A 25,581-nucleotide genomic window follows, 5' to 3' on the forward strand; every position below is an offset into this window, starting at 1 on the left:
AATTAAAAGTACTCCTGAGACAGATTTCTCGACTACGTTGCACTTCGCTCGAAATGACGACACTTTTTTATTGTCTCCTAAGAGTTAGAAACATCAGGCATAATCTTCCCAGGATTTAATATTCCATTCGGATCGAAAACAGTTTTAATTCCCCGCATTAAATTAAGGTGGATTTCTGAATACTTTATTGGCATAAATTCCTTTTGCACCAAACCAATTCCATGTTCCCCAGATAAAGTCCCACCTAAAGCCGTTGTTAATTCAAATATTTCGGCGATGCCGAATTTGAGTTTATTTTTCCAGTCTTCATCACTCATTCCGGCTTTAATGATGTTTACATGTAGATTTCCATCACCGGCGTGACCATAACAAACACTTTCGAAACCGTATTTTGTGCCAATTTCTTTTATTCCATTAATGAGTTGAGGTAAAGCCGCCCGCGGCACAACTGTATCTTCCTCTTTGTATATGGAATTGGATTTTACCGATTCGGCCATGGTTCTCCGCATCCGCCACAATTCTTCTTTTTGAGAAGCAGTATCCGCAAACAGAACTTCCGTACAGTGATGTTCTTCTAAAACCACATTTGTTTTCTCGCAATTTTTGAAAATATCATCTAAATCATCCCCATCAAACTCAATCATTAATAGAGCGGCCACGCCATCTTTCAAATCAAATTTGATATCGTCGAATTTTATTACCCACTCCACTCCTTTCCGTTCCATAAATTCCAAAGCCGATGGCGTAACGCCAGCTCTAAAAATTGCCGAAACCGCCGCGCAGGCATCTTCATTTGTGCTGAAAGCGCCCATCATTAAAACCGACTGGGTAGGTTTCGGCAATAACTTGGTTACAATTTTTGTTACCACCCCCAAAGTACCTTCAGAACCGATCATTAACTGTGTTAAATTATAGCCTGATGCATACTTCAAAGTATTTGCGCCTGTCCAGATGATATCGCCGTTAGGCAAAACCACTTCAAGATTTAAGATATATTCGCGTATAGTGCCATATTTTACTACCCTTGGTCCACCAGAACCATGCGCCACATTACCGCCAATAAAACAAGATCCTTTACTGCTTGGATCAACCGGATACAAAAGACCTTTCCCGGCTACTGCATTAATAAACTCTTCAGTAATCACCCCTGGTTCAACAGTTGCCTGTAAGTTTTCGGTATCAATATCGATGATGGATTTAAATTTTTCCATTGATAGGGAAACACCACCATAAATCGGCAGAGCAGCTCCACTTAAACCTGTACCACCGCCGCGGGGGGTAACCGGAACATGGTGGGCATTACAGATTTTCAATACAGCAGAAACTTCTTCAGGCGAAGTTGGCTTTACCACCAGCTCTGGCTGGTAACGCAAATCCTCTGTTTCGTCATGGCTGTAATTTTCTAAACTCTCCGCATCAGTAAAAACTTTATCTGCTCCTATTGCAGCTTTAATCTCTGCTAAAATTTCGGGATTGATCTTCGTAAAATTCATTTTATTTGTCTGATGTGTAAGATAATTTAACAAAGGAATGCCCGATCTGGCCGGGCATAGGTGGATTTAATTTCTTCATACTCACCTGTACAGTTTCAACAAAGGGATACAATTCAATCACTTTCGAAATAATATTCTTCAAAACGCTTTCTAAAAGCTTTTGTGTATGTTTCATTTCTTCAAGGATGATGTGATTCAAATCCTCGTAATTAACGGTTTGTGCCAGTTCGTCATCAAAACCCTGTGGTGTAAATTCTGTTTCTAAATCTACAACAAAATGATTTCCAACAAGTTGCTCTTCCGGATAATAACCGTGCAGGGCAAAGCATTTTACATCTTTTAAAGCTACGGTTTGTTTGAAATGACTCATGTATATTCTGTAAGCTGCAAAATTAAATTTTTATTCATGAATATAATGCCCCTTGCCGTAAATTGTTACCTTTGAAATGAACGCGGTTTCTTAACCAGATAATACGAAATTACATGAGCAAATCAGTAAAAAAAGACCTGTACGAGGCGCCAGACTATTATTTATTAGATGAATTATTAACCGATGAGCACAAATTAATCCGTGCTACGGCCAGGGATTGGGTAAAAAAAGAAGTGAGCCCGATTATTGAAGATTACGCACAAAAAGCAGAATTTCCAAAACATTTAATAAAAGGCCTGGCCGATATTGGTGCTTTTGGCCCTACCATTCCGGTTGAGTATGGCGGTGCCGGGTTAGATTATACGGCTTATGGAATTTTAATGCAGGAAATAGAACGTGGCGATTCAGGCATCCGTTCTACAGCCTCCGTTCAGGGTTCGTTGGTGATGTACCCGATTTATGCTTATGGGACCGAAGAACAGCGTAAAAAATATCTCCCTAAATTAGCCAGTGGCGAAATGATGGGCTGCTTTGGATTAACAGAACCTGATCATGGCTCCAATCCAGGTGGCATGGTAACCAATATTAAAGGTGCCGGGAGCCATTATATTCTAAATGGTGCAAAAATGTGGATTAGCAATGCGCCTTTTGCGGATATTGCAGTGGTTTGGGCAAAAGATGAATCAGGCAAAATCAGGGGAATGGTAGTAGAACGTGGAATGGACGGATTTTCGACTCCGGAAACACATAATAAATGGAGCTTACGTGCATCGGCAACCGGTGAGCTGGTATTTGACAATGTTAAAGTTCCAAAAGAAAATATTTTTCCTGAAATCAGTGGATTAAAAGGACCATTGGGTTGCTTAAATCAGGCACGTTATGGGATTGCATGGGGCGCTTTAGGTGCAGCAATGGACTGTTACGACACCGCTTTGCGTTATTCGAAAGAAAGAGTTCAGTTTGGAAAACCCATCGGTGGTTTTCAGTTGCAACAAAAGAAACTGGCCGAAATGGTAACTGAAATTACCAAAGGTCAGTTATTGGTTTGGCGTTTGGGCGTATTGAAAAGTGAAAACAGGGCGTCGGCTGAACAAATATCAATGGCTAAACGAAACAGTGTAGAAATTGCACTGGATATTGCGCGTAATGCCCGACAAATGCTTGGTGGAATGGGTATAACGGGGGAATACTCAATTATGCGACACATGATGAACTTAGAATCGGTGGTTACCTACGAAGGCACACATGATATACATTTATTGATTACGGGAATGGATGTGACCGGAATAAATGCGTTTAAATAACAAAAGATTTAAAAATTAAGTTAATGAAAGATTTTAAAAAATACACCTACATACCTGCACCACCCGAAGAAGTTTATTTAGCCCTTACCAAAGAAACCAGTATAAAATTATGGACTGGTGCTGAAGTTGAGTTTGAAGAAGTACCCGAAACGGAATTTTCTTTCTGGGATGGAGATATTACCGGCAAAAACATCGAATTTGTTTATGGGAAACAGATCGTGCAGCAGTGGTATTTCGGAGAAGAAAACGAACCTTCTATCGTAACCATAAAACTTCATGAAGATAAAAAAGGAACATCATTAGAATTTAAACAAACCAATATCCCTGATGAAGATTATGAAGATTTTACAGAAGGCATTCAGGAATTTTTCTTGGGGGGATTGGTAGATTTCTTTGACGAATAAATAAAAATATAAAAATGAAAACTGAAATTAATACTCTCCTTTTTTCTCTGCTTTTAATCATTTTATCAAGTTCTTGCAGAACATACCTGAGCCCTGCTTTACCTGGAAATAATATGGGCTATCTGCCTCGTCCGATGGAAGCCGACAGTGTTAAATCTTTAACACATGCATCAGCAAGTTTTGCTGGAGCGTCTTCTCCGGGAAATGGTAGGATTTCATTTGAATTGGGTATGCTGAATATCAATCGTGCGCATACTTTTAAAGGATTTAATATTGCTTATGGCGTATTTGGTTATATTGGGAGTGCAGAAAATAATTATCCAGATAATGCTAATGATACTAAAGCAGATTATCCTCCTGCTTTTAACAAAAACATGTATGGCTTTGGTTTGAGAACTTCTATAGGTTTTCATAGCACATCTACTAATGGAAATACAGATTTCAGATTTATCAATTGGGAAAACTCTTTAAGCGCCGAAAGTGGAGCGTACGCTGATTTGAGGGAAGAAATTTATAATGGTAAAGTTTACAATTATGCAGGTGTTTCAAATAGGAAAAGATTTTGGACCACAGGTTTATCAACAGAAGTGATCTTTAGAGGAAGAAGTAATCACGATATTAGACATGCTTTCAGGCTTTTCATCGGTGGAACACCAGGACTAGCTAACAGTTTTAAATACGGTGATCTCGCAGATATTAATAAAATAATTAAAGGTTCTGGAGCTTGGAACCTTAGCTACTTCTTAAATGTAAAAAAAATTACGCTTTCACTTGAAATAGCCGAAAATATAAATCTGGCAAGCAAGATTTCTTTGGGTTATAAATTCTAATAAAAAACTTATCGAAGCGATTACTGTTCTGATATAAACTAAATATTATGAACAGAACATTAGGAATTATATTAATCGTTGTGGGCATTGCTATGCTGATCTGGACGGGCTTTACCTATACCAAAAAAGAAAAGCTGGTTGATGCCGGCCCCATTCAAATATCTGCAGATAAAGAAAAGTCTGTGAATTGGCCTCCTTACGCAGGTGGTATTATTTTAGTGGCGGGGGTAATTGTATTTGTAGCTTCCAAAAACAGGAAATAAAATCAAACGCTTTCTTGTATACCATTTCAATCAAGTTCAGTAATAATCTGAACTTTAATTTGCTGTTATTGGAATTTTAAATAATTGATTTATAGTATTTTATCGTTATGTGGTAATATTTATGCATCATAGTTTAAAAAAATTACTCTTTATTTTTCAAAAATATTACAATTAACAACTTGGCGGTGTTGTAAAAAATCCGGTCTTAATTAATAATTCGATCTGTTTCAGTAATTTATCCTCTAATTCAACCAAAGACTTCTCAATTGGATTCTCCGCAAATAGAATAGATTGAAGCAATTTTACACACTCCACCCCTCTTATTTTCTCTTTCTATGTTGTATTAAACTCATTGCGGCCAATATGCTAACAACCTGAGTTCGATTAATATTTGATCATAGTGAGTATTTACAGCCGCTTTACCTCACGCGATCGTCATGCTGATTTATTTTACAAGTGAAATAGTGTTTTCAATCGTCTTATAAGCTACTACGTGGTCAGCATCTTTTCTGCTATTAAGATCCTGAAATGAGTTAAGGGTGACGACACTAATACTAAAATACCTAAAGAATAGCTCTAAAAGCCTCATTATTAATCGAACTCAAGTTAACAGTAGTTTCTTTAATACCATTTCCATTACTGATAGTAAAAGAATATCAATACTGATCTGCAGCATCTATCAGATCAAGCAAGACTCTTCCCTGCTTTCCAATTCCGCACAACTTCTTAAATACTGTATGGAATGATTTTTACCTTGATAGACTGCAACCATTTTTAAACAAACCGGGCCACAATCCACGGCACCGGGCTGCTTATAAACGGGTAATTATTTCTACGGATAAACTTCTTGATCATGATGAAACCAAAATCTACAAATGCAATAAAGTTGCATATATGTATAATATAATGCAACTTTGATGCATTATTAAATTAATCTTTTAATGAAAAAAAACAACATTGCCATTTGGCAAATGCTAATAAAAAAAGAGTTGCTGGTAATTTACCGAAACAAGACGATGCTCATCTCAACGGTAATAATCTGGACACTTTTTATAGCGGCTGCCATTTGTACATACTTAGATTATCAATCGGCGCACAAACAAAGAATTGAGGCTAATACAATTTTCAGGCAGCAATGGGCGCATCAACAACGCAATCCACATGATGCAGCCCACTTTGGCACCTACCTTTTTAAATCGATCAACCTGTTAAACGTATTTGATACCGGATTAGATGATTATGCCGGGAATACCTACCGTATTGAAGCCCATGTGCAGCACGAACCTGATGCAGCAAATGCGGAAGGAAATGATAGTTCCATGCGTTTCGGCAGGCTCACACTTGCTTTGATTTTGCAATTGCTCATTCCGCTGCTCATCCTTTTCATCACAGCAACCAGCATTACCGTAGAAAAAGAACAGGGTACATTAAAAATGCTGCTGGCTCAGGGATTAAGCACTTCAAGGTTAATATGGGTTAAGGTAATTTCAAGTTACCTTTTTATCATAACGGTGGTTCTACCAGTCTTTTTATTGATGATCATGATGCTATTGGTTTCTCCCGGATCTGACGTACTGCTCACCAGATTACTTTGGATGATATTAGCATTTCTATTGTATTTTTTATTCATTGCCTTGCTGGGCATATTGATTTCAGCCTGGAGTGGTAATTCTGGAAAAGCACTTTTAACTGCCTTGAGCTGCTGGATATTAATGAGCATCATTTCGCCGAAATTACTCACCGGAATTGCCGATCGCAGCTATCCGCCTATGTCTCGCGCAGCTTTTACTGAGCTTGTTGAACAGGGCTACAGAAAGGGGCTTAACGGCCATGATCCTTATGCAGAACGTGGGGAACGTTTCGTTAAAAATATTCTTAAAAACTACCATGCAGACAGCGTTAGAGAGCTTCCATTTAATGTTGAGGGTTTAACTTTTCAATACCATGAGGATTATCGTAATATGGTGTTTAACCATTATCTGGAAAAAGTATCGCGACAGTTTGATAAACAACAAAACTTTTTAACGATAGCAGGAATCTTTAATCCGTTTCTCTCCATCAAGCGGATTTCAATGGCGCTTTCTGGTACAGATTATTATCATCACCAGTATTTTTTTAAACAGGCGCAAACTTACCGAAATCACTTAATTAAAAAGCTGAATCTGCAGCTGGCCATGCACAGTAAAGATGTAAAGGATGAGTATACCTTGGGGCCTCAGTATTTTGCCCAGCTTCAAAACTTTGATGATCAGCTTCCACCTATCCATAAGGTGATCCAGTTAAACCAGATTGAACTATATGCTATAGCCGGATGGATTCTGTTACTCGCCGCATTGCTCCAGTTTATCGCTTCACGTTCTTTAGCCCGCAATTATGAACCTGCTTAAAATCGTATTTAAATTTGAACTGCGCATGCTTCTCAGACAGCGATTGGTATTGTGCTTAATTGCTTTCTTCTTTCTAACAGGCCTTTACAGCATCTATGATGGTTACCACTTAACCAAAAAGCAACTTACGGCTATAGATAGTCTGGAACGAAATTACGATCAGAAATTTAATGAGCTGGCTAAAAATTTTACGGCAGATACCACTACTTCTGCAGGAAAAACCAGCTATGCACAGGCGGGAATTCCATCTGTGATTGAATACCGGAATCCGCTCAATGCGGTACACAAACCTGCAACACTATCGTCACTATCTGTAGGTCAAAGAGATCTATTACCTTATTATGAAGTAATTACCCGAAAAAGAAATGCAGTAAATGCACCAAATGCTGAAATTGCCAATCCGGAAATGCTGGCAGCCGGAAACTTCGATCTCGCCTATGTGATCATTTACCTTTTCCCATTATTGGCTATCGCATTATCATATAATACCTGGTCGAAAGAGAAAGAACAACAAACTGATCGCCTGTTGGCTGTTCAGGGAGAGCATCCTAAACGCATCATCGTTTATAAACTTGGTTTTCGTTTTACCGTGGTGGCATTACTGGCCTGGTTGCTGAGTGCAATCGGAATCATAAGTGATTCGCAGCTCAGTTCCTTTAACCTGACTACTTCCTTATTATGGTTTTTTACCGTTACAGTATATCTGGCATTCTGGTTTTCAATCTGTTTAATGCTGATCAAACTCGGCAAAAGTTCTGCTGTGAATGCACTTTACCTGCTGGCTGCATGGTGCTTCTTTCTCCTGGTATTGCCAGCCCTTACCAATGCCTTCATTCGCCAGAAGTATCCTATTCCATTAAAAACAGATGAAGCAATTGCTTTACGGGAAAACAGCGAAGCCATTTGGGCCATGCCTAAACAAAAGCTTATTGATACGTTTTACACTAATCATCCAAAGTATAATTCCTTAAAAAGCGCTGCGGATACCAGCGAGAATAGCACCGTTCGTTTCAGTGCCTATTATGATCTTCTGGGCAGGAAAATGACTTCGGTGATAGTACATTACAATCAGTATCCGCGAAAGCAAAATTTGATTTCAGCTAAATTAAGCTGGATTAATCCGGCTACAAAAACACAATACTTGCTCAACTCAATAGCAGAAAGTGGCCTGACGGATTATTTATCTTATCAAAATCAGGTCAATCAATTTCAAAAAACTTGGGTCGATTTCATGACAGGTTATATTATTCATAATAGAAATTTAAGCCTGGCTGACTTACATCATCTTCCCGAATTTAAAATGCAACCAGCTCCGGAAAAGAACACAAATATCTTAACAGACATCCTTGGGCTGCTGATTATCTCTCTATCTATCCTATTCTTAAGTACAAAAATCAAATTACCATTATAACACAATTACCATCAATTTAATAAAACCACAGAAATGAAGAAAAAACTTTACTTGTTATTAATCACCCTTATTTACATTCCATGGCTATTTGCACAACAGCAAAGCAAAACGAAATCCACCTTAGATTCTAACAGAACGCAACAGTTGAGAGAAATTAGTATTGCCGGAAAAAAAGCTGTTAAATTACGAAAAGACACTTTATCTGCAGCCTTGAGAATGCAGATTCCACTACTTCAGATGCCCCAAAACATTATTAGTATTTCCGCTGAATTGATACAGCAGCAAGGAAGTTTTCAATTAAAAGACATGGCCAGGAATGCCAGCGGAATCTATTTCGGATACAACAGTTCGCCTTTTGACAATTCTGCTTCCATTAAAATCAGAGGGTTTAATGCCGCTACCACCATTAACGGAATGCCCAGCCGACTGGTACTTGGTGCAACACTTGATGATGAAGCTCTAATTGAAAATCTGGAATTTATTAAAGGTCCGGCAGGATTTATCAGTGCTGTTGGCGAACCCGGCGGAACATTAAACATTTCTACCAAAACACCGAAAGAAAAGCTACTGAATGTGCAGCTTACCGGAGGTAATTACAACCTTTTCAGATCTACAGTTGATGTTGGCAGTAAAGCTTTAGACAAAGGGTTTTCTTATCGTTTTAACGCAGCATATCAGCGGCAAAATTCTTATCTGAACAATATGAAAACGGAGAAATATGTGATTGCTCCGGTAGTTCAGTATAACTTCAGCCCGCGGACTTATGTCATTGCCGAATATAATTACATTCGCGGTGAAGTAAAAAATGGTTCATCAATTAATAAACTTCGCCAGGATAAAGATGTATTGCAAGATCCGATTGGCGTAAATTACAGCGCGGGTATTGGCCTTCCGTTGAGTGTTGCACAAACACATACGGGCAGATTTGTAGCCATTCATAAATTCAATTCGAACTGGCAGTTAACTTCCCAATCTAATTATGTGAAGGCTCCTTCAACGCAATGGTATATGGTTTCATCAAATAACAGAACTTCGATCAGCTTTGATGATGCGGGTAAAACCAAGCGTATATCCAGTAATTCTAATTTGTTAGGTGAAACCTATAACACCAATTTATTTCTGAACGGTAAATTTAACACCGGACAGTTTAAACATACACTTTTGGTTGGTGGCGATTATACTAAAGGAAAAGATTCACTTTCAACCTATTACGGAACCAATCCCATCGCATTCGACCGCAACAATCCGAATTATGATGTCGATCCAAATACGGTAGCTGTAACCAAAAGATCCATCAGGCAGGAAAATAAAATTCATTACACGGCGGCGTACGTTTATGACAACATTGCCTTAGATAAATTTCTACTGACTTTTGGAGCGCGATATACAGAATACAGAAATCAGAATATTTTAACGACCACAAAAGGTCCACGTACCCCTGATCAATACAAGCAACATGCCTTTTCACCTCGTTTAGCACTAACTTTTACTCCGGATTCTACTTCTTCCATCTACTTTTTGTATGACCAATCTTTTGTTCCGCAAACGGGTCAGGTAGTAACTGAAACTACAGCCAGTGCAACGGCAGGACAGCGGACAGTTACGGGAACAAGACCCATAGACCCTCAATTCGGAAATAGCTTCGATCTTGGGTTTAAGAAAAAATGGTTTAATGGCAAGTTGCTAACCACCATAAATGGTTTCCACTCGGCAAAACAAAATGTATCTGCCAGGGATTTTAGAAGTTACACAGCTGCTGCGGGCGCTGTAGCTTATTACCTGCAATTGGGCGAAGTAGTGAGTAATGGGATTGAAGTAGATGTGATTGGAAACATCTCCGATCGCCTTTCATTAGTGGCGAATTATACCTATGTAGATGCTAAAATTACCAAAGACAATAACCTTGATCCTACGCCAGACAATCCTTCTATTGTAGGCCAAAAAATGCCTGATGTGCCTCAACAAATTTTTAATACCTGGATTCAATACAGCATTCCATTAAAGGGATATAATAAAATTTCACTGAGTGCCGGCCAAACCAGCATTGCAAAACTATCTGCAATTAGTCAGCGCGATGTTTTTTTGCGGAATTACACCAAGTTTGATGCTGGGGTGAGCTTTACAAATCCGAGATATTGGGTTAGGGTAATCGCAGATAACCTTGCAAACAAACGTTATATTTCTTCCGGAGATATTACAACTGATTTCCCATATACCGGGAATAACTATTTCTTTGTTGAAGGAGAACCCTTTAACATCAGGTTTTCTGTTGGCCTCAGGTTTTAACACCTGATTGCTTAAATAAAAAGATCGCCGATACGTTTGCTGCATTTGCTCCACGTATCGGCGATTGATATTAGATTTCGTTACTATAAACAGATCTTATAGCATCCCTAAGGTTATATTTCGAAGCCATTACTTCTCCATAAGCGCCTGCACTACGGATGGCAAAAATATCGCCTCTGAACGATTCGGGTTGTTCTACTTCTTTACCAAAACAATCGGTACTTTCGCAGATTGGCCCTACAATGTCGTATTTAACTGAGATTTGAGATTTGAGATCTGAGATTTGAGACAAGTTATCGATTTTATGGTAGGCCTGATATAAAGCCGGGCGCATCAATTCGGTCATCCCTGCATCTAAAACCACAAAATTTTTCTTCTTTCCTTTTTTAATGTAAAGTGCTCTTGTAATTAATGAAGCTGATTGTCCAACTAAAGCCCTACCCAGCTCAAAATGCACTTCCTGACCAGGTTTAACAGTCAGAAACTCGTTAAAAATCTTGAAGTAAGCTTCAAAATCTGGAATTTGATGATCGGGATTGTAATAATCAATCCCTAAGCCGCCACCAACATTTAACACTTTAAGGTTAAATCCTTTATCCTCAAACCAGGCTGCAAATTCGTTTACGCGCACGCAAAGATTTTTATAAACATCCAGATTGGTAATTTGTGAACCAATATGGAAATGAATGCCGATAAATTTAAGGTTTGGCGAAGCTTTTAAAGTCTCCGCACATTCTGGTAAATCCCAGGAATTAATTCCGAATTTATTTTCATCTAAACCCGTAGTAATGTTATGGTGGGTATGGGCATCAACATTAGGATTGATACGGATAGCCACCTGAGCGGTTTTGCCCTTTTTACCGGCAAGTTCATTTAGCACTTCTAATTCTTGGATAGATTCTACGTTAAAGCAGAAAATATCAAGATCAAGAGCTTCGTTAATTTCTTTATCCGATTTGCCTACTCCGGCAAAAACGATTTTTTTGTGATCGAAACCTACTTCAACAGCTCTTCTCACCTCTCCTGCACTTACACAATCTGCACCGAAACCAATTTCTTTGATCTTGTTTAACAGCACACTATTGAAATTCGCTTTTAGTGCATAATGGATATGGAAATGATATGGAGCCGCTGCATCTGCACAGGTATGCAAGGTTTTTTGCAACAGATTGGTATCATAGTAGTAAAATGGCGTTTCAATATTGTTAAACTTTGATATATCTTTATCGGCGAACATGTTCAAATTCTTTATTATAATTTTAATTTTATTCTTCGGGTTAGTTTATTTGGGTAACTACCTGGATTTAAAACATGGAAGAATTACCCAGAAACAATACAATGGAAAAATCCGATTTTTTATCGTATTACTCTTCATTGTACTGTTCCTTTTATTTATCAAAAAATGAAAATAACAGCTGCCATATTTATTATTCTTATTCTTTCTGCGGGATTATATAATTCCTACAAAAAATATAAAAACGGATTACTACCATCAAGCTTTTTGGCTTTTCACTTCCTTATCGGATTAATGGTAATAATTGGCGCCTTTTTTCTATTATTCGAATAATCTATTGTGTAAGCTTCTTAAAGCCTCAGTTTTATACTCGCTTAAAATTAAAAGCGATACGTTATAGTTGCTTCCTCCGTAAGAAATCATACGGATTGGAATGTGTTTTAAACCTTCCAAAACCCTGCTGGCAAAACCATGTTTCTCTGAGCCGAAATCGCCAACCACACAAACAATACTGTGGTTGGTATCTACTTCAACTGTCCCGAAACTTTCCAGTTCTTCGATAATCTGTGGCAAATGGGCGGTCTCATCTATGGTTAATGACACGGCCACCTCAGAAGTAGTAATCATATCGATTGGTGTTTTGTAACGCTCAAAAACCTCAAAAACACGACGTAAGAAACCATAAGCCAATAACATGCGGCTCGATTGGATGCGGATTGCAGTAATCCCATCTTTAGCAGCGATTGATTTAATCTTCCCTTTTTCGCTATCGTGCGTAATCAAAGTACCCGCTGCAGATGGCTCCATTGTATTTAATAAACGAACCGGAATTTTATATTTCTGCGCTGGGAAAACCGATTGAGGGTGCAAAATCTTTGCACCAAAATAAGCCAACTCAGCTGCTTCATCAAATGATAACTGGGCAATTGGCCTGGTACCTTTAACAATACGTGGATCATTGTTATGCATGCCGTCTATATCTGTCCAGATCTGAACTTCTTCGGCCAGAATTGCAGCGCCTAGCAATGAGGCAGTATAATCACTACCGCCACGACGTAGGTTATCTACTTCGCCAAAACTGTTGCGACAGATGTATCCTTGCGTAATAAATAATTTATTGTCCTTATGCTGTTCTAAAAGTGGTGTTAAATGTTTCGTTGTAAAAGGGATATCGGGTTCGTTGTCTTCATCCGTTTTCATGAAATCTAAAGCAGGTAACAATACCGATGGCACACCGATCGATTTTAAATAAATATGGTATAACGTTGTAGATAGTAATTCACCCTGTGCCAACACTACTTTCTCTTCAATTGAAGTAAAAATGTCGTTCGCAAGGCCAGCTAAAAAGCCAAAGTGATAATCGATTACTTCATTTCCTTGCTCCTGAAATTCGGCTGCAGGTAATAATTCAACAACAAAAGTTTTATATTTTTGATATAGATTTTCAACACATTCGCTTCCCTTCTTCTTATCGCCGGCTAAAAAATTATTTGCAATTTCTACTAAACTGTTTGTAGTACCAGAAACTGCTGATAAAACTACAATCTGCTCTTCATTTGGATTAATGATATCCAACAACTTCGTCATGCGCTCAGGGCTACCTACTGAGGTACCCCCAAATTTTAATATTTTCATCTACTTACCTAATTGTTTTTTAACGGTAATGAAGCTATCAGATTTTTATACCACGGCGTAGTGTGAAAAATCATGATGGTTCCATCTATTTATTAATTGCTTTTACCCATATCAAACGGCATTAACTTTATGAGTTTTACAACTATTTTAAAAAAGTCATAATCGCCACCTATTAATACTGAATTTTCTTTATTATTGTATCGGGGCGTGAAATTAAACAAAAGCAAGTTAAAAGCAACACCCTCAACAAAATAAAATTTGGATGGGCTGAAATAAATACGTTTCAACCAAACATCATTCACTAAAATTTGTTCAACACCCATATTAAATTAAAAAACATCTCGATGCAGGCAATTGACCAATCAACGCAAGCCACAATTAATCAGTGGTTAAATGGAAATTATGATGAAAATACAAAGGCAGAAATTCAGGCCCTTGTAGACAAAGATGCAACTACCGAATTAACAGATGCATTTTATAGAAGTTTAGAATTTGGAACAGGCGGTTTGCGCGGCATCATGGGTGCAGGTTCCAACCGGATAAATAAATACACCATAGGAACGGCAACACAGGGATTGGCCAACTACTTAAATAATAAATATCCGAACGAGAAAATCAAAGTGGCCATTGCACATGATAGTCGCAACAATTCTGATTACTTCGCTAAAATGACCGCTGACGTTTTCTCTGCGAACGGGATATATGTATATTTCTTCTCTGCATTAAGACCAACACCTGAACTTTCTTTCGCAGTGCGCCATTTTGGCTGCAAAAGCGGTGTAATGCTAACCGCCTCGCATAATCCAAAAGAATATAATGGTTATAAAGCTTATGGTGCTGATGGCGGCCAGTTTACCTCTCCTGATGATAAATTGGTAATTGATGAAGTAAATAAGATTAAAAGCATTGATGAAGTAAAATTTGATCGTATAGATGCTAATATTGAATTGATCGGTGAAGATGTAGATAAACTTTATTTAGATGGCATTACAGCGCTTTCAATTTCTTCGGAAGCCATTAAAAGACAGCACGATTTAAAGATTGTTTACTCTCCTATCCACGGAACCGGAATTACATTGGTGCCAAAAGCATTAACCCAATTTGGCTTTACCAATGTAACTTTAGTTGAAGAGCAAAGTACACCAGATGGGAATTTCCCAACCGTAGTGTATCCTAACCCTGAAGAAAAGGATGCATTAACTTTAGCAATGAACAAGGCCAAGGAAATTGATGCGGACTTAGTTTTAGCAACAGATCCTGATGCCGACCGTGTGGGTATTGCCGTAAAAGATAATGATGGCGAGTGGGTGCTCCTTAATGGTAACCAAACGGGTAGTCTATTAATTAATTATTTATTAACTGCCTGGCAAGATAGTGGTAAATTAGATGGCAATCAGTTTATTGTAAAAACCATTGTAACCTCTAACCTGATAGAAGAAATTGCCAAAAAGAAAAATGTAACCTACTACAATACCTTAACAGGATTTAAATACATCGGTCAGTTAATGACCGAACTGGAAGGCAAAAAATACTTTATTGGTGGTGGCGAAGAGAGCTACGGTTATTTAATCGGCGATTTGGTACGCGATAAAGATGCAGTAGTTTCAGCAGCTTTTATCTCTGAAATGACTGCTTATTACAAAGATAAAGGTGCCAGTTTATACAATGCCTTATTGGATATGTATGTAGAATATGGCCTTTATAAAGAAGACTTGGTTTCGTTAACCAAAAAAGGTAAATCGGGTGCTGAGGAAATTAAAGCTATGATGGTTAAATTCAGGGAAAACCCTCCTGCAACATTAGGCGGTTCGAAAGTTTCAGTACTGAAAGATTATGAATTAAGCCAGGAAACTGATTTAGCAACAGGAAAAGTAACCAAATTGGATTATCCAACCTCGGATGTTTTACAGTTTATTACTGAAGATGGAAGTATTGTTTCTGCACGTCCGAGTGGTACGGAGCCTAAAATTAAATTCTATTGCAGCGTAAATGCGCCTTTGGCAGATAGAAAAGATTTTGATTCGGTTAATGCACAACTTGGAGAAAAAATTAAAGCGGTAATGGCTGATTTGCAGGCATAGTTTTTACCATTTATACCACAGATAAAAAGGATAAACACAGATGAATGATCTTCATCTGTGTTTTTTTGTTTTAAGCGTAATAGAATTAGCCACGGAGACTCAGATTAACGGAGGAATAGTCTTCCAGATGCTTTAATTGCATCTACCATAATGTTTCATGTAGAACTTTATACGTTAAATCTTAAAGACTTTAAATTCCTGAAAAACATTACCTTATATCAATTTTAAGTTCTACTTTAAAATTTAAAATCAGCCAATTTTTATTTTCCTTTGCTGCAACCAATTTCTTTAATACTTTTGCAGCGCAATACCATGCTCAAAAAAATCTTAATATATCTTATCATTATATGCACCGTTAGCAACGGTTTCATGCAATTGGTGATTTATTCTGGTTATAAAATGAACAAAGAATACATTACAAGTGTATTCTGTATTAATAAAGAGCATCCTGAATTACATTGTGATGGACAGTGTTTCCTTGCAAAAAAACTGAAAGACCTTGATGGTAAAAACAAACAGGCTCAGGAAAACCTTAAAAGAGTTATAGAAGCTGAACCCAGATTTCAGACGGTTGCATTAAACCATCATATTCCTTATTTCATCATCACTTCAGAAAATCTTTACATCGAAAAACCTGTTAAAGATCTTTCCATATCCATATTCCATCCTCCAAAATTGGGTTAATTTTTAATTATAACCACTAATAACAACAAATAGAAAGCACCAGTTTATGCCAATCAGGCGTCAATGCTGCCATGTTTATCTATAACACAAATGTTATCACTCTGGTTAGTTTGAAACTATTAATCACCACCCAATTTTTAATGAATGAAATTCAAAATACTAACAGGCATTTTGCTATGCCTTAATATTGCTGCGTACGCACAAACAATTAAAGGAAAAATATACGATGCGCAAACAAAAGAACCTGTTGTTGCCGCGCTGGTTAAGGAAAAAAACAGTGTTAACATTACAAAAACCAACAACGAAGGTTATTTCGAATTAGCTTGCAGCCAGGCTTCACCAGATATTTTAATTAGCTGCATCAGTTATAAAAATGTAGAAATTAAAGCTTACAACAATCAAAATATAGAATTAACAACCGATTCCAGATCTTTGCAGAGTGTTATGGTGACGGCAAATAGAGAAGCTTCGTTACGTAGCGAAACGCCCATTGCAATAACTAAACTTAGTGCCAAATTAATCGACGAAACGAAAGCCACCACTTTATTCGAAGTGGTAAATAAGACTCCTGGTGTTTTGATGGTCGATTTAGGCAATGAACAACACATGATGTCTATCCGACAGCCAATTACAACCAACCCCTATTATTTATATATGGAAGATGGTGTTCCTATTCGTCCGATGGGTGTTTTTAATCACAATGCCCTGTTACAAATTAATCAATATACAGTTAGCTCTATCGAAGTTGTAAAAGGGCCGGTTTCATCCATTTACGGGCCAGAAGCTATTGGTGGTGCAGTTAATTTTATCATGCAAAGACCAACAACAGTTCCTACTGCTAAAGCAGGATTTCAATTTGATAACTGGGGATATAAGCGGTTTCAGTTTGGTACTGGTGCTACAATTGGAAAATTCGGATTCTACATTGGAGGTTTAACCAGTAAACAAACCAATTCATGGATGACCACTTCTGACTATGATAAACAAACAATAAATGCCCGTTTAGAATATAATTTCACGCCTAAAACACGCTTAATTGGTAATTTTATTTACGGCAAATACAACTCCCAAATGAGTGGTAGTGTAGATAGTATTGCTTTTTATAGTAGAAATTACCTGAGCACATCCGATTTCGCTTACCGCAAATCTAACGCGAACAGAACACGGTTAACCCTTGAACATGAATGGAATGAAAATGCTAAATCATTTATTACCATTTTTAACAGAAACGATCAATTAGGGCAAAATCCTTCCTATGGTATCAGATGGAAACCAGGCCAAACCACTGCAACTGGTCAAATTAATTCTAACAATTTCAGTAGCTATGGTGTTATTGCGCAACATAGTCAACATTTCAATTTCTTAAATTCAAAATTAATTGCCGGGGCCATGTTTGATTATTCTCCAAACGACTATTGGGCTTATCAAACTGATTTAATTGCACAACTTCGTCCTGATGGAAAATCGGTAGAAAAATATAGCCTTAAAGAAGAACGTCCGGATATTGAATTGTCTGACTACAATGCCAAAATCCGCAATGCCGCAAGTTATCTACAATATGATTTCGAGCTGGTAAAAAAAATAAGATTTTCTACAGGTCTCCGATATGACAGGATGAGTTTTACCTATATAAATAACTTAGACAACAGTGCCGGTGAAAAAGCATATAGTAAGTTAACGCCTAAAATTGGTTTAACTTATCAGATCGATCAGGAGAAAGGACTATATGCCAATTACGCACAAGGTTTTTCTCCAACCGCTTTAACTGCAATTTTTAGAGCGAAACCTAACACCAGTCCTGCCCAGTTTTATTATAACCTGGAGCCTGCAACTTTCCAGAATTATGAGCTTGGTGGTTGGGCAACATTCGTTAACCATAAAGTTTATGCTGATATTGCTATTTACCAAATGAATGGCACTAATGAATTGCTAAGTATCCGTCAACCGGATAATTCAACCGATTATCAATCGGCAGGAAAAACTTTACATCGTGGAATTGAATTTGGTATTACCGCTAATCCTGATCCTCAATTTTCTTTCCGTTTTGGCGGCACAGTTGCCATACACAAATTCATCAGTTTTCAGGTAAGTGATAATCCTAAAGATGCCCTACAAAACCTGAACAATTACGAAATGCCATCTGCTCCACGCTGGGTATACAATACAGAGTTTAACTATTATCCAAAACAATTGCCAAATCTGCGGATGTCTATAGAGTTGCAACATTTATCTTCTTACTACCAGGATCAGATAAACACAGTTAAATATGATGGTTATACGCTACTAAACTATCGGATTGGGTATAAAATTAAAGGTGTGGAAGTATATAGTAATGTAATGAATTTAGGAAATACGCTTTACGCAACAAATGTTACCAGAGGAAACAATGCAACAGATACAAGCACCTTTACTCCTGCGGCACCAAGAACATTCGTGTTCGGAATCCAATATAATTTTGCAGGAAAAAAATAGAAGTACAAAGATGTAATCAGATCGCTTCTGGTTTTCATTTACCTCTTTCATTTAAAATAAAAAATTTTAAAGATGAATAATAAAACATCAAATTTTAAACAAAGCGTCAAGCGTAATATGTACAAATGGCATCGTACTATTGGGCTTATTACAGTTATCCCTGTGATTTTCTGGACATTATCCGGATTGATGCATCCTTTTTTATCCAATTGGTTTAAGCCTCAAATTGCCCATCAGATTTTAGTACCAAAACCCATCAATAAGGGGCAGATTAAACTCACACTTCAGGATGTTTTGCTTAAAAATAATATCCAGGAATTTAAAAACTTCAGGATAGTAAATTTCGATCAGCAAACCTATTATCAGCTTAAAAGTATCAAGGGAGATTTACACTATTTTAATACAACAACCGGAATAGTATTAAGTAATGGGGATGAACGTTATGCTGAATATCTGGCCCGTTATTTTATCGCAGACCGTTCGAGTAAAATTAAATCAATTACTGTTCAAACAGATTTTAGTCAGCAATATAAATATGTAAACAGATATCTTCCGGTTTGGAAAGTAAGTTTTAACCGAAAAGATGATATGGATGTTTATGTAGAAACATCCTCTTCTCAATTGGCTACCTTTAATACTGATGCAAGAAAAACCTTTTTATGGCTGTTTGATAATTTCCATAGCTGGTCATTTTTAGAAGCAATCAGTAATAACACGGTTAAAACCTGTGTTATGGTGGCTTTATTGTCTATTATTACTTTATCTGCTTTAAGTGGTATTTTAATTTATGGTATACTCTGGAAAAAATTTAAAAAACCAAAAAAGGGAAGCAAAATTGGTTTTTTAAGGCTTTACCACCGTCAGATTGGAATTTGCATTTCTTTATTAACATTAACCTTTGCATTTAGCGGAGCTTACCATATTATGAATAAGCTTAACTCAAATACCATTCAGAATGTAGTTTACCAGCCAAACATCAATCTTAGTGAACTTAAAATACCTAATAACATTTTAAATTTAGATTCAGGCCGGCTGAACAATATTTCCCTTGTAAAGTTTAAAAAACAGGTATATTTTCAAGTATTCTACAATAAGACCGAAGATCTGCCGGAAGAAACAATTTATATCAATGCAAAAGATAGTTCGAAACTCAACAACGGTAATCTCGAATATGCTAAATTCTTAGCGAATAAATTTGAAAACAAATCAGAAGATACAGACGAGCCCGAAATGGAATGTTGTACTTCAAACGTTACTGAAAATGATATTTGCAAAGCGAAACTAATAAAAACCAGCGTACTCTATAAATACGATGATAGAGAATATGGGTTTGTTTTTAAACGCCTCCCTGTTGTAAAACTGACGTATAACACTCCCAATCACACAAATTTATATATCGACACCAAAACATCCCGTTTAGCTGCAAAAATTGCAGATGCCGATCGTTACGAAGGGTATTCTTTTGCTTTTCTGCACAAATTCCATTACCTGGATTGGGCAGGGAAAAACTTTCGTGATTTCTTTATCTTATTAGCGGCCTTGTTAATTTTAACCGTTAGCTTGCTCGGCTTAATGATTTTTATAAAAAAGTAAAAAACAAAATACAGTAAATTTGAAACACATTAATCAATTATAATACAATGAAAAATATCAGCTATATCACAATCCTTATAAGCGTAGGTTTATTATTCGCATCTTGCAAACAAGAAAGAAAACTTCCATTTTATGGCGAGCGCCATGCAGAAACCGTTAAAGATGCTGCAGGTGTAGAAAAAATTGATACGGTTTACCAGACCATTCCTGCTTGGTCTTTCTTAAACCAGGATAGCGTTGTAACAACCAATAAGTCAACGGATGGCAAAGTTTATGTGGCCGATTTCTTTTTTACTTCCTGCACTACCATCTGCCCTACCATGCACCGTAATTTAATGACGGTTTATAATGACTTTAAAACCAATCCTGATGTGATGTTTATATCACACACAATTGATTTTAAATACGACAAACCTCATGTTTTAAAAAAATATGCTCAAAAATTAGGCGTTGATGGTCCGAAATGGCAATTTCTTTATGGTACAAAAGATAGCGTATACACTTTGGCCGAAAAAAACTACTTAGTGGCAGTTGGCGAAGACAGTACTGCTAAAGATGGTTATATCCACCAGGGTTACCTTGTTTTAATTGATAAAGACAGGCGCATCCGCGGTGCTTACGACGGCACTAAAGAAGATCAGGTAGAACAGCTGAAAAAAGATATTCCCGTTTTGTTGGCCGAATATAAAAAGTAAAGTTATATTTAATCATCCTTTTGATCTGATAGCTATCGGATCAAAAGGATGATTTTCACTACAAAACATCCATGCGCAAGTACATTATCAATTCAGTATTTTCCCTTTTTATTATAGCTATCATATTTTCCTGTCAAAACCAGGAAACCATTGATCTGCAAAATTACATGTCGAACGGAAAAGATATTTATAAAGCCAAATGCCAAAACTGCCATGGTGTAAACGGCGAAGGATTAGGTAAACTTGCTCCCCCACTTACCGATTCGGTATTTTTAAAAGCAAATAAAACTCGTTTAGCCTGTTTTATTAAAAACGGTGCAAACGAATCTTTGATCATTCATGGTCAGGAATACAAAGAAAAAATGCCAGCTTTCCCTGAATTGGCTGATATTGATGTGGCACAGGTAATGGTTTTTATTACCAATTCGTTTGGCAACAAGCAAGGCTTTGTACCTTATTCGAAGGTTTCAAAAGATTTGCAGAATTGTAAATAAATACAAAATCTTTGTGTTCTTTGTGTCTTTTGTGGTCAAAAAAAACCATCTTTGCGCAAAATGCAGGCTGTTCTATCGCTGTTTCGAATAAAATCGGAAGAGAGGAAAGTCCGGGCAACGCAGGGCATCCCGCTTTCTAACGGAAAGGGATTCAGGAATGAAAACCTGAATTACGGATTAGTGCAGCAGAAAATATACCGCTCTGGCTTATGTCGGAGTAAGGGTGAAAACGTGCGGTAAGAGCGCACGAGCATTGCAGGCGACTGCAGTGGTTTGTAAACCCCGGGAGTTGAAAGACCAAATAGGCTAACATCCCGACTTTATGCCGGGATAAAGGGCTGCCCGTCCGATGTTAGTGGGTAGGTCGTTAGAGATAAACGGCAACGTTTATACTGGATAAATGATAGAAGCCTGAGCAATCAGGAAACAGAACCCGGCTTATAGGCCTGCATTTTTTTTACTCACTTAACAAAATACGCTTGGTTTCACTAAGTTTAGCTGTTTCTTCTTCTCCAAGTACCGGAAATTCAAGATCTAAACTTTTTAACTTTTCTACAATAATCTCACTAATAGCCAGTCGGGTAAACCATTTTTTATCAGCGGGTATAATGTGCCAGGGTGATTCTTCTGTACTTGTAGCATTGATTGCATCTTCATAAGCATCCATATATTTATCCCACAAAGCCCTTTCTTTAATATCACCTGAAGAGAATTTCCAGTTTTTGGTAGGATCATCAATACGTTCTAAAAAGCGTTGTTTTTGTTCACCCTGGCTCACATTTAAAAAGAACTTTAAAATTACCGTTCCATTAGCGGTTAAATGCTCTTCAAAATTTTTAATGCTATTGTAGCGCTGCTGCCAAAAACTTTTGCCAATCTCTTTAACATCATCAAAACCTGGAATATTTTCGCTCAGAATATATTCGGGATGTACCTTACAAACCAAAACGTTTTCGTAATGCGAACGGTTATGAATGCCTATTCTACCGCGTTCCGGCAAAGCTTTATAATGCCTCCATAAAAAATCGTGTTCATATTCTTCTGGTGTAGGAACTTTAAAACTATAAACCTGGCATCCCTGCGGATTTAATCCACTCATAACGTGCTCAATGGCGCTGTCTTTACCAGCAGCATCCATCGCCTGAAAAATGATCAGAACAGAATGTTTGCCTGAGGCATATAATTTCTCCTGTAAATGGTTTAATTCTATTTTCGAATTCACCAATGCATCTTTAGCCTTTTCTTTGTTATAACTACCGGTAAAATCAGTTTTATGATTTTTTAAAGAAAATTTCTCACCTCCTTGTACAATTAATCCTTTAAATTCGTTCTTCATAATCATGTATTATTTTAGATAAATCGATGCATCGATAATTTAAATATAGAACTAAAAAATAAGTAAATTAAATACGTTAATTTGCATAGAGAGTTTTTTATATTTAACGCCACAGCTTTTACCTAAAGATCATCTTATCCAATATGTTTAAAGAGATAAAGAACAAGTACTTACGTTATTCTACAATATTTTTATTTTTTATAATAATTTTCTTTTCCGCCCTGCAATTAAATTTTTTGTGGCTATTTGGCTACTCACCAAGTGTTCGGGATATTAAAGCACCTACCCTGCGTGTTGGCTCTGAACTTTACACTGCAGATGGAAAACTGATTGGCAGATATTTTAAAGAAAACAGAACGCCTGTAAATTATAATGATATTTCACCTAGTGTAATACATGCTCTGGTTGCTACTGAAGACGTGCGTTTTTATAAACATTGGGGTATCGATGTGCAGGCAGTTGGCCGCGCAGTTATTGGTTTGGGAAAGGATGGTGGAGCCAGTACCATTACCCAGCAGTTGGCAAAAAACCTCTACCGTACACGTTATAATAAATCGCAGGGATTATTGATTAAAATACCTTTAGTTAGAACCTTAATAGTAAAACTAAAGGAATGGATGACAGCTGTAAAGTTAGAATCCAACTATTCTAAAAATGATATCATCACCATGTATCTGAATACCGTTTCGTTCGGTAATAATACTTATGGCATAAAAACGGCAAGCCGGATTTACTTTGATAAAGAAGCAAAAGATTTAGCCACTACAGATGCAGCTATGCTTGTGGGGATGTTAAAGGGAACAACTTTGTATAATCCAACTAAAAACCCTGCAAAAGCTTTGGAAAGAAGAAATGTCGTGCTTGCGCAAATGAACAAGTACAAGTACCTCAGCAAGGATAGTTTAACACAATTATCAAAAGAGCCTGTTAAACTGAAAGAAGGTAAAATGCAGGATGGCAGTGATGGTGACTCTTATTTAAGGGCAGCTGTGGCTAAATATTTAGAGAAATGGTGTACTGATAATGGTTACGATCTTTACGAAGATGGTTTAAAAATTTACACGACCATCGATTCACGACTGCAGGGTTATGCCGAAGAAGCAGTTGCCGATGAGATGAGGATTTTGCAACGCAGGTTTTATAGTGTTTGGGGCAAAGAAGATCCATGGTATGATTCGGAAAAACAAAAGGTTGATTATCCTGACAGGGCGATGAAAAACCTTCCGATTTATTCGCTTTTGCAAAAGAAGTTTCCTAACAATCCAGATTCTGTTATTGCCTATTTCAATAAAAAGAAAAGAATGCAGATTTTCACTTATAAAGGCGATCGCGATACTTTATTCTCTACTTTAGATTCGATCCGTTATTACGGAAAAATCATGAATACGGGAATGATGACCATGGAGCCTGCAAGTGGTAAAATTAAAGTTTGGGTTGGCGGTATCGACCATAAGTTTTTCAAATACGATCACGTAAATCAATCTAAACGCCAGGCGGGTTCTACTTTTAAACCATTTGCTTATTTAACGGCTTTAGAACAAGGGATGAGCCCTTGTGATAAATTTACTGATAAGCCTGTTAAAATTGCTTACCAGGATAAAGGCGAAACGAAATATTGGGAGCCAAAAAATGCCGATTATAGTGTTTCCTACCGCGAAATGAGCTTACGATGGGCCATGGCAAAATCTGTGAATACCATTACTGCCCAGGTAACCGAAAAGGTGGGTTGGGATAACGTGGTTAAATATGCACACGAATGTGGTATTGATAGCCATTTAGAATCTGTACCATCGGTAAGTTTAGGATCAAATGATGTTACCGTTTACGAGATGGTAAAAGCTTACGCAACATTCATGAATAAAGGGATTAAAACCGATCCCATTTTAGTAGAGAAAATTACCGATCAGGATAACAATTTAATAGATGAATTTAAACCAAAAACCAAACGTGTTTTAACTGAAGAAATTGCCTGGTTAATGACCTATATGTTCCGTGGTGGTATGGAAGAACCTGAAGGAACTTCCCAGGCCTTGTGGGAATGGCCTGACTTGTTTAAGAAAAATAACCAGATTGGTGGTAAAACAGGTACTTCTTCTGATTATGTGGATGCCTGGTACATGGGCTTAACCAAAGATCTGGTGACTGGTGTTTGGGTAGGTTGTGATGAAAGAACAGCCCACTTTAAAAATGGCGAGCAAGGTGAAGGATCAAGAACTGCCCTGCCAATTTTTGCTAAGTTTATGGAAAAAGTTTACCTCGATCCGAAATCAGGATATACTTATGGCCCCTTCCCTAAAGCTACAGTTAATATCACTCGCACTTACAATTGCCCTAGTCCAAGAATTATCAGGGATACAACCTCAACTGACAGCGTAACGGTTGATTCTACTGATTTTACCGTTCCTGCCGAAGTGCCAGTTACTACTGAACCGGTAAATAATGAACCTGAAGTTAAAAAAGAAGAAAAGAAGGCAGAGCCTGCTCAAAATCCCGTTACCCCTACTGTACCGCTAACCAGAAAAGAGGAACGTGAACTTCGGAGGAAACAACGTCAGGAAGAAAAGGAAAAAAAGAAAAACGAAGATAACAATCAGCAATAGTTTTTTGGA

At 37.4% G+C, this 25,581-nt stretch carries 20 protein-coding genes, 1 other RNA gene and 1 pseudogene; 15 read left to right on the plus strand and 7 right to left on the minus strand.

Going from position 1 to position 25,581, the window contains the following annotated elements:
- Positions 1-77: 77 nt before the first annotated feature.
- On the minus strand, positions 78-1,493 hold the full coding sequence (locus ACUN24_RS18090; protein ID WP_445563774.1) for an FAD-binding oxidoreductase: 1,416 nt from the start codon (positions 1,491-1,493) through the stop codon (positions 78-80).
- Position 1,494: 1 nt separating this feature from the next.
- Positions 1,495-1,863, minus strand: a complete 369-nt coding sequence (folB, locus tag ACUN24_RS18095) for a dihydroneopterin aldolase (RefSeq protein ID WP_445563775.1) — start codon at positions 1,861-1,863, stop codon at positions 1,495-1,497.
- Between the two features lie 113 nt (positions 1,864-1,976).
- Here folB and ACUN24_RS18100 point away from each other — a divergent pair, with 113 nt between their 5' ends.
- From ACUN24_RS18100 to ACUN24_RS18115, 4 genes are read left to right on the plus strand one after another with little or no spacing between them, the layout of a single operon-like run.
- Positions 1,977-3,167 (plus strand): acyl-CoA dehydrogenase family protein, encoded by a 1,191-nt coding sequence (locus tag ACUN24_RS18100; RefSeq protein ID WP_445563776.1) that lies wholly within the window; start codon positions 1,977-1,979, stop codon positions 3,165-3,167.
- A gap of 23 nt (positions 3,168-3,190) precedes the next feature.
- Complete coding sequence (locus ACUN24_RS18105; RefSeq protein ID WP_445563777.1) at positions 3,191-3,571, plus strand: SRPBCC domain-containing protein; 381 nt, start codon at positions 3,191-3,193, stop codon at positions 3,569-3,571.
- A gap of 14 nt (positions 3,572-3,585) precedes the next feature.
- Entirely contained in the window at positions 3,586-4,401 is an 816-nt protein-coding gene (locus ACUN24_RS18110) for a hypothetical protein (protein WP_445563778.1), read from the plus strand.
- 47 nt (positions 4,402-4,448) lie between these two features.
- Positions 4,449-4,664 (plus strand): hypothetical protein, encoded by a 216-nt coding sequence (locus ACUN24_RS18115; RefSeq protein WP_445563779.1) that lies wholly within the window; start codon positions 4,449-4,451, stop codon positions 4,662-4,664.
- A 679-nt stretch (positions 4,665-5,343) separates the two neighbouring features.
- Here the strand turns inward: ACUN24_RS18115 and ACUN24_RS18120 are convergent.
- Positions 5,344-5,472: pseudogene (locus ACUN24_RS18120) on the minus strand (cysteine peptidase family C39 domain-containing protein); the annotation flags it as partial.
- 133 nt (positions 5,473-5,605) lie between these two features.
- On the opposite strand from ACUN24_RS18120, the gene ACUN24_RS18125 reads away from it, so the two are divergent.
- The 3 genes from ACUN24_RS18125 to ACUN24_RS18135 are packed head-to-tail and all read left to right on the plus strand — an operon-like array spanning position 5,606 to position 10,748.
- The gene (locus tag ACUN24_RS18125) at positions 5,606-7,051 is read left to right on the plus strand and encodes an ABC transporter permease subunit (protein WP_445563780.1); all 1,446 of its coding nucleotides are present in this window, start codon (positions 5,606-5,608) and stop codon (positions 7,049-7,051) included.
- Positions 7,038-8,462: an ABC transporter permease gene (locus tag ACUN24_RS18130; protein WP_445563781.1), complete on the plus strand. Its 1,425-nt coding sequence runs from the start codon at positions 7,038-7,040 to the stop codon at positions 8,460-8,462. Before ACUN24_RS18125 ends, ACUN24_RS18130 begins: the two co-directional genes overlap by 14 nt.
- A gap of 33 nt (positions 8,463-8,495) precedes the next feature.
- On the plus strand, positions 8,496-10,748 hold the full coding sequence (locus tag ACUN24_RS18135; RefSeq protein WP_445563782.1) for a TonB-dependent siderophore receptor: 2,253 nt from the start codon (positions 8,496-8,498) through the stop codon (positions 10,746-10,748).
- 70 nt (positions 10,749-10,818) lie between these two features.
- Here ACUN24_RS18135 and lysA read toward each other — a convergent pair whose 3' ends face one another.
- The 3 genes from lysA to ACUN24_RS18150 form a co-directional block, all read right to left on the minus strand.
- Entirely contained in the window at positions 10,819-11,985 is a 1,167-nt protein-coding gene (lysA, locus tag ACUN24_RS18140; protein ID WP_445563783.1) for a diaminopimelate decarboxylase, read from the minus strand.
- 318 nt (positions 11,986-12,303) lie between these two features.
- Positions 12,304-13,617 (minus strand): aspartate kinase, encoded by a 1,314-nt coding sequence (locus ACUN24_RS18145; RefSeq protein WP_445563784.1) that lies wholly within the window; start codon positions 13,615-13,617, stop codon positions 12,304-12,306.
- Between the two features lie 92 nt (positions 13,618-13,709).
- Positions 13,710-13,940, minus strand: a complete 231-nt coding sequence (locus ACUN24_RS18150; protein WP_445563785.1) for a hypothetical protein — start codon at positions 13,938-13,940, stop codon at positions 13,710-13,712.
- 21 nt (positions 13,941-13,961) lie between these two features.
- Here ACUN24_RS18150 and ACUN24_RS18155 point away from each other — a divergent pair, with 21 nt between their 5' ends.
- The 7 genes from ACUN24_RS18155 to rnpB all read left to right on the plus strand — a co-directional run bounded on the left by ACUN24_RS18155 (position 13,962) and on the right by rnpB (position 22,093).
- On the plus strand, positions 13,962-15,698 hold the full coding sequence (locus ACUN24_RS18155) for a phospho-sugar mutase (protein ID WP_445563786.1): 1,737 nt from the start codon (positions 13,962-13,964) through the stop codon (positions 15,696-15,698).
- Between the two features lie 399 nt (positions 15,699-16,097).
- Positions 16,098-16,382, plus strand: a complete 285-nt coding sequence (locus tag ACUN24_RS18160; protein WP_445563787.1) for a hypothetical protein — start codon at positions 16,098-16,100, stop codon at positions 16,380-16,382.
- Positions 16,383-16,526: 144 nt separating this feature from the next.
- Positions 16,527-18,854: a TonB-dependent receptor gene (locus ACUN24_RS18165; RefSeq protein WP_445563788.1), complete on the plus strand. Its 2,328-nt coding sequence runs from the start codon at positions 16,527-16,529 to the stop codon at positions 18,852-18,854.
- A gap of 72 nt (positions 18,855-18,926) precedes the next feature.
- Positions 18,927-20,447 carry a PepSY domain-containing protein gene (locus tag ACUN24_RS18170; protein ID WP_445563789.1) on the plus strand — a complete coding sequence of 507 codons (1,521 nt, stop codon included), beginning with the start codon at positions 18,927-18,929 and terminating at the stop codon, positions 20,445-20,447.
- 47 nt (positions 20,448-20,494) lie between these two features.
- Positions 20,495-21,142, plus strand: a complete 648-nt coding sequence (locus tag ACUN24_RS18175) for an SCO family protein (protein ID WP_445563790.1) — start codon at positions 20,495-20,497, stop codon at positions 21,140-21,142.
- A 71-nt stretch (positions 21,143-21,213) separates the two neighbouring features.
- A complete protein-coding gene (locus ACUN24_RS18180; RefSeq protein WP_445563791.1) occupies positions 21,214-21,636 on the plus strand; it encodes a c-type cytochrome in 423 nt (140 codons plus the stop codon).
- 59 nt (positions 21,637-21,695) lie between these two features.
- Positions 21,696-22,093: RNase P RNA component class A (gene rnpB, locus ACUN24_RS18185), an RNA gene on the plus strand.
- On the opposite strand, the gene ACUN24_RS18190 is transcribed toward rnpB, so the two are convergent.
- Positions 22,094-22,972: a polyphosphate kinase 2 family protein gene (locus tag ACUN24_RS18190; protein WP_445563792.1), complete on the minus strand. Its 879-nt coding sequence runs from the start codon at positions 22,970-22,972 to the stop codon at positions 22,094-22,096. It lies immediately after the preceding RNA gene.
- Positions 22,973-23,115: 143 nt separating this feature from the next.
- Here ACUN24_RS18190 and ACUN24_RS18195 point away from each other — a divergent pair, with 143 nt between their 5' ends.
- The gene (locus ACUN24_RS18195; protein WP_445563793.1) at positions 23,116-25,572 is read left to right on the plus strand and encodes a transglycosylase domain-containing protein; all 2,457 of its coding nucleotides are present in this window, start codon (positions 23,116-23,118) and stop codon (positions 25,570-25,572) included.
- The last annotated feature ends 9 nt before the right edge of the window (positions 25,573-25,581 follow it).

It is taken from the genome of Pedobacter sp. WC2501, assembly GCF_052682415.1.

Coding starts and splice junctions, on each gene's coding strand:
- ACUN24_RS18090 (WP_445563774.1), bottom strand. CDS start 1,493: ATGAATTTTACGAAGATCAATCCCGAAATTTTAGCAGAGATTAAAGCT.
- folB (WP_445563775.1), bottom strand. CDS start 1,863: ATGAGTCATTTCAAACAAACCGTAGCTTTAAAAGATGTAAAATGCTTT.
- ACUN24_RS18100 (WP_445563776.1), top strand. CDS start 1,977: ATGAGCAAATCAGTAAAAAAAGACCTGTACGAGGCGCCAGACTATTAT.
- ACUN24_RS18105 (WP_445563777.1), top strand. CDS start 3,191: ATGAAAGATTTTAAAAAATACACCTACATACCTGCACCACCCGAAGAA.
- ACUN24_RS18110 (WP_445563778.1), top strand. CDS start 3,586: ATGAAAACTGAAATTAATACTCTCCTTTTTTCTCTGCTTTTAATCATT.
- ACUN24_RS18115 (WP_445563779.1), top strand. CDS start 4,449: ATGAACAGAACATTAGGAATTATATTAATCGTTGTGGGCATTGCTATG.
- ACUN24_RS18125 (WP_445563780.1), top strand. CDS start 5,606: ATGAAAAAAAACAACATTGCCATTTGGCAAATGCTAATAAAAAAAGAG.
- ACUN24_RS18130 (WP_445563781.1), top strand. CDS start 7,038: ATGAACCTGCTTAAAATCGTATTTAAATTTGAACTGCGCATGCTTCTC.
- ACUN24_RS18135 (WP_445563782.1), top strand. CDS start 8,496: ATGAAGAAAAAACTTTACTTGTTATTAATCACCCTTATTTACATTCCA.
- lysA (WP_445563783.1), bottom strand. CDS start 11,985: ATGTTCGCCGATAAAGATATATCAAAGTTTAACAATATTGAAACGCCA.
- ACUN24_RS18145 (WP_445563784.1), bottom strand. CDS start 13,617: ATGAAAATATTAAAATTTGGGGGTACCTCAGTAGGTAGCCCTGAGCGC.
- ACUN24_RS18150 (WP_445563785.1), bottom strand. CDS start 13,940: ATGGGTGTTGAACAAATTTTAGTGAATGATGTTTGGTTGAAACGTATT.
- ACUN24_RS18155 (WP_445563786.1), top strand. CDS start 13,962: ATGCAGGCAATTGACCAATCAACGCAAGCCACAATTAATCAGTGGTTA.
- ACUN24_RS18160 (WP_445563787.1), top strand. CDS start 16,098: ATGAACAAAGAATACATTACAAGTGTATTCTGTATTAATAAAGAGCAT.
- ACUN24_RS18165 (WP_445563788.1), top strand. CDS start 16,527: ATGAAATTCAAAATACTAACAGGCATTTTGCTATGCCTTAATATTGCT.
- ACUN24_RS18170 (WP_445563789.1), top strand. CDS start 18,927: ATGAATAATAAAACATCAAATTTTAAACAAAGCGTCAAGCGTAATATG.
- ACUN24_RS18175 (WP_445563790.1), top strand. CDS start 20,495: ATGAAAAATATCAGCTATATCACAATCCTTATAAGCGTAGGTTTATTA.
- ACUN24_RS18180 (WP_445563791.1), top strand. CDS start 21,214: ATGCGCAAGTACATTATCAATTCAGTATTTTCCCTTTTTATTATAGCT.
- ACUN24_RS18190 (WP_445563792.1), bottom strand. CDS start 22,972: ATGAAGAACGAATTTAAAGGATTAATTGTACAAGGAGGTGAGAAATTT.
- ACUN24_RS18195 (WP_445563793.1), top strand. CDS start 23,116: ATGTTTAAAGAGATAAAGAACAAGTACTTACGTTATTCTACAATATTT.